We start from the raw sequence: 13,659 nt of genomic DNA on the forward strand, positions 1-13,659 counted from the left end.
TCAGCGGACGGCGTGTCCTCAGCCTGGCTTTTGGCCCCATACCTGACCCACTACCGGGCGTCGGCTGTTGGGGCAGTTCGGCGCAAGACACAGGATTTTTCAGATCAGGATCGCGGATTAAGGACTTTTTGGATTACGGACTGGTTTTGGATCCAGGACCAACGGCCATCGACGATCGACGACTAATTACGGACTGAAAACTTGCAGACGGGAACGCGGGAGTACGCCGCCTTCGGACAAGCTCGGCCGCGACTTGAAACAATAGCATTTGGGTGAGCGGGTGGTGCGAGGTCTCGGCAGACACAGGGTCGTCATGTACCATCCCGAGAAGCTGCTCATACCTCGCGTCAGCCACTCACCCGATCCGCGGCTCAGAAACCGTTTCACCCCCCGACGTACCGGCTCGGGGCCGAAGCTCCTGCGTTGCAGCCTCCACAGACAGCTGTCAATTTCACGACCCGCAATCCGCAATTAGCCGCCGATCGTCGATTGCCGTTGGTCCTGGATCCGCTATTAGTCGCCAATCGTCGATGGCATTTGGTCCTGGATCCGCACAGTCCTTTTTCCGCAGTCTTGCCGAGGAGCTTCCGATTGCCTGCCAAATCCATGTAACCGACTACTGACTGGCTGATCGCCTTTCCGCTCTGCCGCCAACAGCGAGCATCGGCTAAGTTGCACAGCGCGCGAGCCGCGCCTTCCGGCCAATCGTCAGAGACACCTTGAATCAGATCCAGAATTTCATTCTCATCGCGCCGGTACTGCTGTTCTCCATGGTCGCGCATGAGTACGCGCATGGCTATGCCGCATTGCGAAACGGAGACGCCACTGCCTCCCAGCTCGGTCGGCTGACGTGGAATCCTGTCAAGCACATCGACCCGTTCATGACGATCCTCCTTCCCCTCATGACGTTCCTGCTGGGCGGAGTGATCTTTGGTGGTGCAAAGCCGGTACCCGTCAATCCTCGGAATTACAGAAACTACAAGAAGGGCGACATTATCGTGTCGCTGGCCGGCGTGTCCACCAACGTCGTCATCGCATTCCTCTGCGTTCCGCTCTCCATTTTGCTGTATTTCGTTGGGAAGGCTGCTCCCGCTCTTTCGGGGGGGGCCTCGATACTTCAGTTGATGCTCACTTATGGCATCTCGCTGAATCTCGTGCTTGCCGCTTTCAATCTCATTCCCATCCCGCCGCTCGATGGGTCTCACGTCATGAAGTACCTTCTGCCGCCGGCGTGGGGCCTGGCGTATCAGCGATTCGGACGCTACGGCTTGATCGTTCTTTTCCTGTTGCTGTCGTTCGCCCGCCCGCTGTTGTACATATGGTTCGCACCGGTCTTTGCGCTTACCGGCATTTTGCGTGGCCTGCTCTTTCCTTACATCCTGCCCAGCCAATGGACGATGTAGGCGCCAGCCGCTTTCGCGACGGCGAAGTGTTTGTCGTCGAATTGACACAGTTTTCGGGTCCGCTGGATCTGCTGCTTTCGCTCATCCGCGACGAGCAGATCGACATCGAGGACATTCCCGTGGCGCGAATTGCCGAGCAGTTCCTGTCGCGGATCTCGTCTCTCGCGCTGGATGAAGCCGCCGATTATCTCGAAATGGCAGCGCGGCTCGTCCGTATCAAAGCCCAGATGCTTCTGCCGCGTCGTGAGGGTGACGACGCGTGGGAAGATCCGCGGGCGGAGCTGGTGCGCAGGCTTCTGGAATACCAGCAGGTTCGCGAAGTGGTGGACATTCTGGAGCGACGAAGCGATGAGCGTCGCAATCAGTTCGCACGTGCATACCTGCCGCGCAACTTCGCGATCTCCGCTCCGGCGGCTGCGCTTTCGCTCTCCCTGCCGGAGTTACTGGCTGCGGTCGACCGTGTCCTTCGCGCCGCAAGACAGCCGGGAATCCATGACGTCGTGCCGCGGACGACCGACGTGAGCGGCGCAATCGCCACAGTGCGAGCGGTACTGGCGCTGCGCGCTCGCGCACGTTGGCGAGACGTCATTGCAAGCGATGCTGAACCGTGGCAGATCCTGTCCGTACTTCTGGCGTTGCTCGAGCTCGCGAAACTGGGCGAGCTCAAGCTCGCTCAGCTCCGCCCCTTCGCACCTGTTGAAATTTCCCGTGACGCCGCTAGCCAGGCTGCTTGAAGCCGCGCTTTTCTCGAGCGCCCGACCAGTCCCGCTCTCTGACATAAAGTCAATGGGTCTCGACCTGGCTACGTCGGACAGCGACATCACAGAAGCGCTCGCAGAGTTGCGCGATCACTACGACGACGATGGTCACGGAGTGGAGCTGGTCGAAGTTGGCGGCGGCTGGCAAATACTTACGAGGCCCGAGTACACCGAGACTATCGAGCGCGCCCAGCTTGCCGCCCGGCCGCAGAGGTTGTCCGCTGCCGCACTTGAAACGCTTGCGATCGTGGCCTACCGTCAGCCGCTGGGGCGCGCCGAGATCGAAGAGATTCGAGGAGTAGGTTGCGGCCAGATGCTCAAGTCGCTGCACGAGCGCGAGCTGATCGAGGTCGTTGGACGCGGGGAAGGGATGGGGCGCCCCCTGTTATACGGCACTACTCCACTGTTCCTCGAACAATTTGCGCTGCGGCACCTCGGCGAACTGCCGCGCGCCGATGAGCTGGCTGTCGCGCTCAGAGATCCCAACGCGCCTGTGCCCTCGATCGAAAATCTGCCGCCCGCTCTGGAGCAGGAAGCGGCCGACGCCGGTTCGCCTTACTTCGAGACTGCCCGCTGATGTCGGAAGTCATGAGAATACAGCGAGCGCTTGCGCGGGCCGGCGTCGCATCCCGCAGACATGCGGAACAGCTCGTCGCCGAGGGTCGAATACGAATCAATGGAACCGTGGCGATCACGGGGCAGAGTGTCGATCCCGAACGCGATGAAATCACGCTCGACGGCAATCCCATCGAACGGCCCGCGGGCTACCACTGGATCGTGCTGAACAAACCGCCCGGGGTTCTTACGACGCGATCGGACCCGGGGGGCCGCCGGACGGTTTTTGATCTGGTCCCGCCTCGCCCGGGTCTGACATATGTCGGACGCCTCGACTACATGACTGAAGGGGTGCTGCTAATGACGACTGACGGTGAAGCGGCCCACAAACTCACTCATCCGAGCAGTGAAGTCGAGCGCACGTACGTTGCAACGGTTCGCGGCGATGGTCCCGCCGCCGTGCGTGCCGGCCGCGACGGCGTGGAACTGGACGACGGATGGGTAAAACCTCTCGACATTACCGCGCACAATCTCAGTCGCGGGCTCTGGGAGCTCGAGTTGACGATTGCGGAGGGTCGCACCCGGGAGATTCGACGGTTTTGCACTGCTCTCGACCTCGCCGTCGAACGACTTGTCCGGATCAGATTCGGCCCGGTTGCCATCGGCCAGCTGCCGCAGGGAGCGACCCGGCCACTTAGCGGCCGCGAACGGGATATCATCATGGCGATCGTACAATAGGCGCGTAAAAACAGGATTTCCGGCGGCCGCGCCGACAACGTCAAAGGAGATGCACGTGGCAACACAGGTCCAGCCGTCCGCGGACACCAGCATGATTCACAGTGTGGTCGATCAGGTCGGTCGCCGCATCGTGGGACAGGACTACATGGTGGAGCGGCTTGTCATCAGCATTCTGACAGGCGGCCATGTCCTGCTCGAAGGCGTGCCTGGCCTGGCCAAGACGCTGGCCGTGCGTACCCTTGCCGAAACGATCAACACTTCGTTTCAGCGAATCCAGTTCACGCCGGATCTGCTGCCTGCCGACATTCTCGGCACACAGGTCTATGATCAGTCGAATGGTCAGTTTAGCGTAAAACGCGGGCCGATCTTCGCGAATATCATTCTCGCCGATGAGATCAACCGCGCCCCGGCTAAAGTCCAGGCGGCGCTGCTGGAGGCAATGCAGGAAAAACAGGTCACGATCGGTGGCACGACTTTCAAGCTCGACGAGCCGTTCCTGGTGCTGGCCACCCAGAATCCGATCGAGCAGGAAGGCACGTATCCGCTGCCTGAAGCTCAGGTAGACCGGTTCATGCTGAAGCTGCACGTCGGCTATCCAACGCGTGACGAAGAAAAGGAGATCCTGCGCAGGATGGCCGGCGGAGCTTCGATAGCGGTGCGGCAGGTTGCCAGCCCGGAAACGATCATGGCGGCCCGCCAACGCATCACCGAGTTGTACATGGACGAACGTATCGTCGACTACATAGTGTCGATCGTTCACGCAACACGCTATCCGGCAGAGGCGGGGCTCAAGGATTTGAAACCGCTCATCGAGTTCGGTGCAAGCCCCCGCGCCACACTGGCCCTTGCGCAGGCTTCGCGTGCGCACGCCTTTTTGCGCCAGCGGGCTTTCGTTACCCCTGACGACGTCAAGGCAATCGCTCCTGACGTGCTCCGCCACCGCGTGCTGACTACGTATGAGGCGGAAGCGGAAGAGATTACCAGTGACGCCATCGTCACGCGCATTCTGGCCACTGTGCAGGCGCCGTGATTGCAGGCGGCACGTCAGTCGGCGTTCCCCCGGAGATTCTCCGACAGGTCAAACTCCTCGAGCTGAGGACCCGCGGCCTCGTGAACTCGGTTTTTACCGGCGAATACCGAAGCGTGTTCAAGGGGCAGGGTATGGAGTTTTCGGAGGTACGCGAATACCAGCCTGGTGACGAAGTTCGGACCATCGACTGGAACGTCACGGCGCGCATGAGACGTCCATTCGTGAAGCGATACATCGAGGAACGCGAGCTGACCGTGATGCTGGCGGTCGATCTTTCCGGTTCGAATCGATTCGGGACAGTGAAGCGGTTCAAGAGTGAGCTCGCGTCCGAATTGGCGGCGGTCATCGCGATGTCGGCTGTCCGCAACAACGACCGCGTTGGCGTTGTCCTGTTTACAGACCGCATCGAATATGTCGTGCCGCCACGGAAGGGACGGAAACACGTGCTGAGGATTCTCAGAGATCTTCTGACCTTCGAGCCTGTGGGCAGGGGGACCGACATCGCGGCGATGATCGATCATCTGGCGAAAACGCTGAAGCAGAAGACGATTGTATTCCTGATTTCAGATTTTGTCGCTCCTGATGTCGAGCGCCCGCTCAAGATTCTCGCGCAGCGGCATGACGTGGTCGCGGTGACGGTCGAAGACCCGAGTGAGAGTCAGCTTCCCGACATTGGACTCGCGCGTTTCGTCGATCCGGAAACCGGCATTACGCTCGAGATAGATACCAGCTCGCCCGATGTGCGTGGTGCGTACGATGCACAAGTAAGCCAGGAGCGCAATGCACGACGAAGTCTGTTGCGTCGTCTTGCCATCGATGAAGTGCCGGTACGCACTGATGGCAATTATATCGAGCCGCTGCTCCGTTTTTTCCGGTCACGCGAAACGCAGGCCCGGCGGCGATGAGCTTGATTGTTTTCGCGATGCTGCTGCAGACGGTGCTGCCTGCACCGCCCGGTCTGGTACCGATTCCGCTTCGGCTCGGCGTGAGAGTGATCCCCAACACAGTGACCATTGGGCAGCGGTTCATCGTCTTCATGAGATTGCAGGGACCGGCAGGCGCAACCATCGAATTTCCTGCGACCACCGATTCGTCGGCGGCTTCGCCCACAACAACGCAGATTGTCGGTAAGCCTGTATTTGCCAGCGAGGCTGGTGCAGGAGCCGGAATTCGCACGGCGGCGTACCGCATGATTGCGTGGGACACAGGCCCGCAGTCGCTGATGCTCGGTCACATCGTAGCCAGGCATAACGGCAAGACCGGTTACGTGTCGCTTGCCCGGTATCGTGTCCAGGTCAGGTCCGTACTTCCTGTGGATTCTGCTCAGAGGGCGCCCAAACCTCCGCGCGCGCTCATTCCGATTGAGCCTTTCAGCAGACTCCCCTGGCTGATTCTTTTTGTGCTCGTGATGCTCGCCGGCCTCGGCTGGTGGTTGTGGCAAGTGTATCGTCGTCGTCGCAACGAACCCGCTGACCCGTTCGCCGCCGCCGAGCTTGAATTCTTGCGCATCGACTCGTTGAATCTGATTGCCGCCGGCGAAGGCGGTCGCCACGTCGCAATGATGGTTGACACAATGCGCGCTTATCTCGCGTTACGGATTCCGGAAATTGAGCTTTCGCAAACATCTTCCGAGCTCGTTGCCGCGGCGGGGAGGATTGGGGGACTGAACCCGGAGATGGGCGGGATGCTATGGACAGCGGACCTCGTGAAATTTGCGGGCCACCGTCCAGACCGCGATGAAGCCTCAGCAACGGGCTCGTCCGCACGACAACTTGTCCGAACGGTCGAAGCGGAACTGGTGAGGCGGGAAGCGGAAGTGCAGCGGCTTGCCGAAAAGCGGGCCGCCTGAACAGACTCGGCGGGCTGGAATTCCAGTTGCCATGGGCGCTCCTGCTGTTGCTGCTCCTGCCGCTGTGGTGGGCGGCGCGACGCAAGCGCTCGGAGGCTGCGATCATTTTTCGCGCACGAGCGTGCTTGCCCGTGGCCCGCGCGCTGGACGCGGAATAGCCCGCGCTATCTTCATTCTGCGCAACGTCGCATTGGCGCTTAGCGTCGTCGCATTCGCGCGGCCAAGGGCCGGCGCGCGGCTCGAAAACAAGACGAGCTCGGGCATCAACATCGTGCTCGCGCTCGATCTTTCGAGCTCGATGCTGGCTCAGGATTTCCAGCCAAACCGGCTCGAAGTCGCAAAGGCAAAGGCGATGCAATTCGTGCGCGCCCGCGAATCGGACCGGATGGGAGTGGTCGCATTCGCGGGAGAAGCACTCACTCAGGTGCCGCTCACCACCGAGCACTCGGTGATCCTGCAGTCGATTCAGAATCTGCAGGCAGGCCAGCTCGAAGACGGCACCGCAATCGGCCTCGGCATCGCCACTGCGGCCAACAGGTTGCGGGACGCTCCCGGTAATTCCAGAGTGATGATCATCGTCACTGACGGAGTGAACAACCGCGGTGCCATCGACCCGCTTTCTGCAGCACGCGCGGCAGCGGTCTATGGCATTCGCATCTACGGAATCGGTGTGGGCACCGAAGGTGTAGCGCCCGTTCCGGTTGGCCGGGATGTATTTGGTCTTCGTTTTGAGAACCAGCCGGTTCGGATTGACGAGGCGTTGCTCACGAGCATCGCGCGTCTCACCGGGGGCAGATATTTTCGCGCTCGTGATGCAGCAGCCCTCGATCAGATCTATTCACAGATCAATCGTCTGGAACGAGTTCCGTTGCAAACCAGCTCATATGTTCGATACACCGAGCTCTACCGATGGGCTCTTGGTCTGGCGCTGCTTGCGCTGATGATGGAGCTGGCGCTGACGGCGTGGAAGGCGCCGTTACCCTGATGGACAACGCGCTGTTGGGCTTTCGGTATTTCGCATGGCCGTGGGCACTCACACTCGTGGTTTTGCTTCCCCTCGCCACGGTATGGATGCTCCGCCAGACGCGTGCCGTCCGCGACCGGCGGCTCGCAAGGCTGGGCGCGCCCGCAATGATCTCGCGACTGGCGCCAATGTCACTTGGCGCTTCCGGCTGGCAGCCGATACGCCTGGGCCTCGCAGCGATGCTGATCGGCATCGCCTTCGCGGGACCCCGGTGGGGCGTTGAACGAACGGTGGTCAGGCAGGCGGGCATAGACATCGTGCTTGCGCTCGATGCATCGTCCTCGATGCTTGCCCACGACGAGTCTCCGGACCGACTCACCAAAATGAAGGAAATTGTGATGCAGTTGCGCTCGCTCTCGCCGAACGACGGCTTCGCGTTGATCGCGTTCGCGGGACGGAGCTACGTGCTGAGCCCCGTTACAGTTGACGACGCTGCGCTCGACCTGTTCATTCGAAACCTGGACCCCACCGTGGTTGGACAATCCGGCAGCTCCATCTCCGGGGCAATCCGGCAGTCGGCAAATCTCTTGTCGATCTCCAGGTCGGAAGCCGAACGAGCGATTGTGCTGATGAGTGATGGCGAGGGATTCGAGCCGGCCGAGGAAGTGGTGAACGAAGCCAGACGCGCCGCCGGTTTGGGCATTACCGTGATCACGGCGGGATTCGGTACCGAAAGCGGGGCCACGATTCCTGAAACCATGAACGGTGTCATCCGGCCGAAGCGCGATGCGGCGGGCAGCGTCGTGATATCTCAGTACAGCCCGGGGTTGTTGCAGGCTGCGGCGGATGCCGGCCGTGGCGTGTTTGTGCCTCCCTCCGATCCCAATCGCGCGGCAACTGTGCGGAAGGCCCTGGCGCAATTGCGTACCGAACAGCGCTCGATGTCCCGCGGAAGCAATCTTGCGCCGCGATTCCAGTGGTTCCTTGGACCCGCGCTCCTCCTGCTCCTTCTTGACACCTTTCTCCTCGCTCGTCGGGGGCGCAGGCGTGTAGCTCGGACGATCAGCACCGCGGCACTGACTATCGCAACCAGTTGCGTCAGCGGTGACATGAAAGAGCGCGCCGCAACAGAATCCTACAATCGCGGAACGGCGCTCATACAGAAGCGCGATTCGGCGTTGGCCGCATTGCCGCTGCTCGAGCGTGCGGCCGAGAAGACTAGGAGCCTCGAACTGCGCCACCGTGCGATCTTCAACGCCGGGTTCGTGCACCTGCGCCAGGGCCTCGCTCTTTCCGGAGACTCCGCCGCCGCGCCTCTCGATAGCGCGCTGGCAATATATAAACGGGCACTGCTGACGCGTCCGGACGATCCGGATTCGAAGTGGAACTATGAGTTAGCACTGCGCCGGAAGAAACGCGGGGGAGGCGGTGGGGGCGGTGGTGGTGGCGGTGGAAGTGCTCAGCCCCAGCCGCAGCCGGCAAGCTCCAGCAATGCATCAAACCGGCAGCAGCCCGTCCCCGGGATGGACGAACAGCGTGCTGAGCAGCTCCTCAACGCCATGGAGCGGGAGGAGCAGGATGTACAGGGCAGAAAGCAGCGACGAAACGTTCCACAGCCGCCGCCAAACGGGCGGGACTGGTAACCTGTGCCGGTAATCGAAATTCTGCCGGCGGCGGTTGCCGATCAGATTGCCGCGGGCGAAGTGGTGGAACGACCGGCATCGGTGGTGAAGGAACTGGTAGAGAATGCGCTCGATGCCGGCGCGACGGCCATCGACGTGCTGATCGAGGAAGGCGGGCACAAGCTCATCCGCGTGAGCGATGATGGGTGCGGGATGGAGCGTGCGGACGTCGAGCTTGCTCTTGTCCGTCATGGCACATCCAAGATCAGAACAGCAGCTGATCTTGTTGGAGTACGAAGCTATGGATTCAGGGGAGAAGCGCTCCCCGCAATTGCTTCGATCTCGCGGTTCGACATCGAGACATCGGCCGGTGACGACGGCGGAACCGCGCTCAACGCTTCCGCAGGATCGATCGGCAGCATCAACCCGGTGTCGCGGCGCCGCGGCACGACCGTATCCGTGGCGCAGCTGTTTCACAACGTTCCAGCGAGAAGAAAATTTCTCCGTGGCGCGCGCTCGGAATGGCGGGCAATTGTGGATGTCGTGGGTGGTATCGCGCTCACGCGTCCGAAAATCCGCTTCACTCTCGAGCACGATGGAAAAACAGCGCTCGCCCTCCCGCCGGTGTCATCGCTGCGCGCGCGCATCGGCGGAATCTGGGGTGGGCGATACGGGGCGGCGCTGCTCGATGTCGACGATGTCAGCGGCGCAGTTCATGTGAGTGGGCTGGTCGAGCGGCCCGCGGATGTCGGCACCGCCGCCCGCAGAGTATTCCTGTCGGTGAACGGCCGCGCCATCCGGGATATCGGTATCGTACGCGCCGCCGAAGCGGCGTACAGATCGACTATTTCCGCAGGGCTTCGTCCGTCGCTGTTCCTCAATGTCACACTCCCGGCGGACTCGGTGGATGTGAATGTGCATCCCGCGAAAGCCGAGGTGAGGTTTCTCGACCGGTGGCCGCTCGAGCGCGCGGTTGAAACGGCAGTGCGCCGCGCTCTGGGGACTTTCGATGCATCTGCCATGGTTGGCGGAAGCCACTTCCCGTCGCATCGACCTGCGGTTTCTGCGCTTCTCGGGCTTCCGGTGGACGTTTCCGCGATTCTGGCTACGCCTCGCGCTGACAATGGAGGATTGTTTGCGGGTTCGGACTCGCCTTCCAGCGACGAGGCGTTGGATGCGTATAACGCCATGGCCGTTCCGGGCAGTGATCAATCAGGAGCCGCCGCATCGCCCTATCAGTCTGCTGACGGTCCGTCATTCGCCGGGAGCGACATACCCGAGCTCTTCCAGTTTCGGCGCACTTACCTCGCTTTCGAACACCCGGCTGGACTCGTCTTGATCGACCAGCACTCCGCGCATGAACGAGTGCTGTACGAGCAATTCATGCAATGTCTGGAGAGTGGCGCTGCGCCGGCTCAACGTCTGCTTCTTCCAATCACTCTTCATCTCGGTCCCGCTGAGGGCGATGCGTTCGATGCCAACCGCGAATACCTGGAAAAAATCGGGTTTGAAGTGGAGGGATTTGGTGGTAATACCCTCATCGTCAACAGCGTACCGATGCCGCACCGGCGCTTCGATGCCGAGCGGTGTCTGCGGGAAACGCTCGATGCTCTCACCGGTGATCGAGTGGCGGGCACTGCGACACGGCATGAGCACCTGGCGGCGACAGTTGCCTGTAAGGGCGCGATCAAGGCGGGCGAGCAGCTGTCAGTTCCCGAAATGAGGGCGCTCTTCATATCGCTCCGCGACACCACGCTTCCTGCACACGACGTGCATGGCCGCTCCACGATCGTCCAGCTCACGTGGGACGAAATCGACCGGCGGTTTGGCCGTCGATAACATCCGCGTAATCTGTGGGCCAACTGCTGCCGGGAAGTCGGAAATCGCGCAGGGGCTGGCCCTTGAGTACGGCGCCACCATCATCAGCGCTGATTCTCGCCAGATCTACCGCGGCTTCGATATTGGCACCGCCAAGCCCTCGCCTCTCGATCGGCGCGGCGTCCGGCACGAGTCCATCGACATTGCAGATCCGAACGAACGATATTCGGCGGCGCTATGGTCGGCCGGAGCGATGCGATGGATCCCGGAGGCACGCGCGCGTGGAAGTGTGCCGCTCGTCGTCGGAGGTACGGGGTTCTACATCAGGGCGCTGTTCCACCCTCTGTTCGAGGCACCGTCGCTCGAAGCTGTAGCTCGGTCCAGGCTGGAAGCGTTTCTGGGCGGAATGCCCACTGTCGAGCTCCGGCGCTGGTGCACGTGCCTCGACCCCGCAAAATCGCAGCTCGGCAGAGTGCAGCTCGCGCGCGCGGTGGAAACTGCGTTGTTATCCGGCCAGCGGCTCAGCCAGCTCCAGTCGAGCCAGGGGCGGATCGCCTCTTTTACTCCTCATTATCTGATTATCGATCCAGGCGTGCGCCTTTCCTCGCGGATCGAATCACGCGTGGACCGTATGATCGATGCCGGCTGGCTGTCTGAAGTGAGGGCGCTCGCGGCGACGGTCGACCCGGGCGCGCCTGCATGGAAAGCAAGCGGCTACTCCACGATGCGGCGTGTCGCGACCGGCGAGGTCGATTTGTCAATCGCGCGTGAGCGGATCATTATTGAGACGCGGCAGTTCGCAAAGCGACAGCGGACATGGTTTCGGCATCAACTGGGCGCAGCGCACATCACGATAGTGAATCCGGACGACTCCGATCGTACGGCTACGATTGAACGCTGGTGGAAGGAGTCGGCTTGAAGATTGGAATTACCTGTTACCCAACGTACGGCGGCTCTGGCGCTGTCGCGACTGAGCTGGGGATTGCGCTGGCGGCCCGAGGGCATGAGATCCATTTCATCACCTACCGCCAGCCATTCCGGCTGCCGTCATTCCTGCCACGCGTATTTTTTCACGAGGTGGACGTTGGGCGGTATCCGCTGTTTGAATACCCGCCATACGATCTTGCCCTCGCCGTGCGAATGCACGAGGTGGTGCGCACGCACGGGCTCGACCTGTTGCATTGCCACTACGCGATTCCTCACGCGACGAGCGCGTGGATTGCGCGCGAAATGCTCCGCGAACAAAAGCGCGACGTCAAGGTCATCACGACTCTTCATGGCACGGACATCACGATTGTCGGGCAGGATCCTTCGTTCAACCAGATTACCAAGTTCTCGATCGAGAAGTCGGATCGTCTGACGGCTGTCTCGGAATACCTCAGAAGAGAGACCTACAACGCTTTCGGATGCACCGCCTGTGACGTGGCGGTGATTCACAACTTCATCGATCCCGCCGTCTACAACCGCGAGCGCTATCCGCAGACATTGAAGGATCAACTCGGCGAGTCGCGGCCGCTACTCATGCACATCTCGAATTTCAGGCGCGTGAAACGCGTTCGCGATGTGATTCGAATCTTCGACCGTGTTAACCGCGAGATTCCCAGTCGCCTTGTAATGGTGGGCGACGGTCCCGACCGGCCGGAGGCGGAAGATGAGGCGCGAAAACTTGGAATCGACAACGCTGTCTACTTTCTTGGCAAGCTCGATGTGGTAGCGCCGCTGCTCGCGTCTGCAGACGTGTTTCTCCTGCCCACTCAGAGCGAGTCATTCGGGCTCAGTGCGCTGGAAGCACTCGCCTCAGGCGTACCGGTTATCGGAACGCGGGCTGGTGGTTTGCCGGAAGTAGTCCGCAACGGCGAAACGGGATTTCTATGTGAAGTTGGCGACGTCGAAGCCATGTCGAGTGCGGCTTTATCCATTCTCCGCGACCCTGACAAATGGAAGGAAATGAGCGAACTCGCGATCGTCGACGCGAGGGAGCGCTTCTCACTCGACCAGATCGTCAGCCAGTATGAGCATCTTTACATCACCTCGCTTGCGAGTCGCGTCACATGACAGTTTTTCAGGCGCTCGTGCTCGGCTTGATTCAGGGTCTTACGGAATTTCTTCCGATCAGTAGTTCGGCGCACTTGTCTCTTGCTCCGTTTCTGTTCGGCTGGCAGGATCCGGGTCTGGCTTTTGACGTCGCGCTGCACGTTGGGTCTCTGGTGGCGGTGCTCTGGTTCTTCAGGAAGGAATGGGCGGCGCTGATACGTGCGGCGTTCGGCATGATCAGGCACCGACGCGTCGAGACAGTGGAAGAAAAACGTGTCGTCTTTCTCATTCTTGCGACCATTCCTGGTGCAATTGGCGGGCTGCTGCTCGAAGACAAGGCGGAAACGGTGTTTCGGGCTCCCGCCCTCACGGCGTGTGCACTGATCGTAATGGGAATCATCCTCTGGGCCGCCGACAGATTCTCTGCGCAGGACAAGCCGCTGGCGGGGATGAGATGGTTCGAGGCGTTGATCATTGGAACAGCGCAGGTGGTGGCGCTCGTGCCCGGAGTGTCGCGATCGGGATCAACCATCAGTGCCAGCCGCGTGCTTCGATTCGACCGGCAGAGCGCGGCCGTGTTCAGTTTCCTCATGAGCATGCCGATTACGGCTGCAGCGATAATCCTGAAGGTGCCTGAGGTGATTCGCGAGGGCGGTTACAGCGCGCCGCTCATTGTCGGCGTGCTGGCCGCGGGAGTCAGCAGCTGGCTCGCCATCTCAGTGCTGTTGCGATATGTGAGCCGGCACAGCTACGGCGTGTTCGCGCTCTACCGGGTGATCCTGGGAATCGTGGTGCTCGGCATCATCTATTACCGCGCCTGAGCTGTCTCCCCGACACGTTATGTCAGCCTGAATGAATTGATCGCCATCGACGGATGTTCCGGTCCAG

13 protein-coding genes are annotated in these 13,659 nt (G+C 61.1%); all 13 read left to right on the forward strand.

Annotation, left to right across the window (positions count from 1 at the left end; genetic code table 11):
- Window positions 1-719 precede the first annotated feature (719 nt).
- From WKF55_15585 to uppP, 13 genes are read left to right on the forward strand one after another with little or no spacing between them, the layout of a single operon-like run.
- A complete protein-coding gene (locus WKF55_15585; GenBank protein MEJ7761002.1) occupies window positions 720-1,403 on the forward strand; it encodes a site-2 protease family protein in 684 nt (227 codons plus the stop codon).
- Window positions 1,391-2,137: a segregation/condensation protein A gene (locus WKF55_15590; GenBank protein ID MEJ7761003.1), complete on the forward strand. Its 747-nt coding sequence runs from the start codon at window positions 1,391-1,393 to the stop codon at window positions 2,135-2,137. The genes WKF55_15585 and WKF55_15590 overlap by 13 nt, the downstream gene beginning before the upstream one ends.
- The gene (scpB, locus tag WKF55_15595; GenBank protein MEJ7761004.1) at window positions 2,112-2,738 is read left to right on the forward strand and encodes an SMC-Scp complex subunit ScpB; all 627 of its coding nucleotides are present in this window, start codon (window positions 2,112-2,114) and stop codon (window positions 2,736-2,738) included. The genes WKF55_15590 and scpB overlap by 26 nt, the downstream gene beginning before the upstream one ends.
- Entirely contained in the window at window positions 2,738-3,454 is a 717-nt protein-coding gene (locus WKF55_15600) for a pseudouridine synthase (protein MEJ7761005.1), read from the forward strand. The genes scpB and WKF55_15600 overlap by 1 nt, the downstream gene beginning before the upstream one ends.
- Window positions 3,455-3,509: 55 nt before the next feature.
- Window positions 3,510-4,484 (forward strand): MoxR family ATPase, encoded by a 975-nt coding sequence (locus WKF55_15605; protein MEJ7761006.1) that lies wholly within the window; start codon window positions 3,510-3,512, stop codon window positions 4,482-4,484.
- Window positions 4,481-5,389, forward strand: a complete 909-nt coding sequence (locus tag WKF55_15610; protein ID MEJ7761007.1) for a DUF58 domain-containing protein — start codon at window positions 4,481-4,483, stop codon at window positions 5,387-5,389. The genes WKF55_15605 and WKF55_15610 overlap by 4 nt, the downstream gene beginning before the upstream one ends.
- On the forward strand, window positions 5,386-6,333 hold the full coding sequence (locus WKF55_15615; protein ID MEJ7761008.1) for a hypothetical protein: 948 nt from the start codon (window positions 5,386-5,388) through the stop codon (window positions 6,331-6,333). The genes WKF55_15610 and WKF55_15615 overlap by 4 nt, the downstream gene beginning before the upstream one ends.
- 31 nt (window positions 6,334-6,364) lie before the next feature.
- Window positions 6,365-7,318: a VWA domain-containing protein gene (locus WKF55_15620; protein MEJ7761009.1), complete on the forward strand. Its 954-nt coding sequence runs from the start codon at window positions 6,365-6,367 to the stop codon at window positions 7,316-7,318.
- Entirely contained in the window at window positions 7,297-8,940 is a 1,644-nt protein-coding gene (locus WKF55_15625; protein ID MEJ7761010.1) for a VWA domain-containing protein, read from the forward strand. Before WKF55_15620 ends, WKF55_15625 begins: the two co-directional genes overlap by 22 nt.
- Before the next feature lie 3 nt (window positions 8,941-8,943).
- A complete protein-coding gene (mutL, locus tag WKF55_15630) occupies window positions 8,944-10,758 on the forward strand; it encodes a DNA mismatch repair endonuclease MutL (GenBank protein ID MEJ7761011.1) in 1,815 nt (604 codons plus the stop codon).
- Complete coding sequence (gene miaA / locus WKF55_15635; protein ID MEJ7761012.1) at window positions 10,745-11,656, forward strand: tRNA (adenosine(37)-N6)-dimethylallyltransferase MiaA; 912 nt, start codon at window positions 10,745-10,747, stop codon at window positions 11,654-11,656. Before mutL ends, miaA begins: the two co-directional genes overlap by 14 nt.
- Complete coding sequence (gene bshA / locus WKF55_15640) at window positions 11,653-12,792, forward strand: N-acetyl-alpha-D-glucosaminyl L-malate synthase BshA (GenBank protein MEJ7761013.1); 1,140 nt, start codon at window positions 11,653-11,655, stop codon at window positions 12,790-12,792. Before miaA ends, bshA begins: the two co-directional genes overlap by 4 nt.
- The gene (gene uppP, locus WKF55_15645; GenBank protein ID MEJ7761014.1) at window positions 12,789-13,592 is read left to right on the forward strand and encodes an undecaprenyl-diphosphatase UppP; all 804 of its coding nucleotides are present in this window, start codon (window positions 12,789-12,791) and stop codon (window positions 13,590-13,592) included. The genes bshA and uppP overlap by 4 nt, the downstream gene beginning before the upstream one ends.
- Window positions 13,593-13,659 lie beyond the last annotated feature (67 nt).

This window comes from Gemmatimonadaceae bacterium, assembly GCA_037721215.1.
Taxonomy (GTDB): domain Bacteria; phylum Gemmatimonadota; class Gemmatimonadetes; order Gemmatimonadales; family Gemmatimonadaceae; genus UBA4720.

What these genes read in the sequence shown, in the direction of transcription:
- WKF55_15615 (MEJ7761008.1), top strand. Translation starts at nt 5,386, where the DNA reads ATGAGCTTGATTGTTTTCGCGATGCTGCTGCAGACGGTGCTGCCTGCA.
- uppP (MEJ7761014.1), top strand. Translation starts at nt 12,789, where the DNA reads ATGACAGTTTTTCAGGCGCTCGTGCTCGGCTTGATTCAGGGTCTTACG.
- WKF55_15590 (MEJ7761003.1), top strand. Translation starts at nt 1,391, where the DNA reads ATGGACGATGTAGGCGCCAGCCGCTTTCGCGACGGCGAAGTGTTTGTC.
- WKF55_15600 (MEJ7761005.1), top strand. Translation starts at nt 2,738, where the DNA reads ATGTCGGAAGTCATGAGAATACAGCGAGCGCTTGCGCGGGCCGGCGTC.
- WKF55_15620 (MEJ7761009.1), top strand. Translation starts at nt 6,365, where the DNA reads ATGGGCGCTCCTGCTGTTGCTGCTCCTGCCGCTGTGGTGGGCGGCGCG.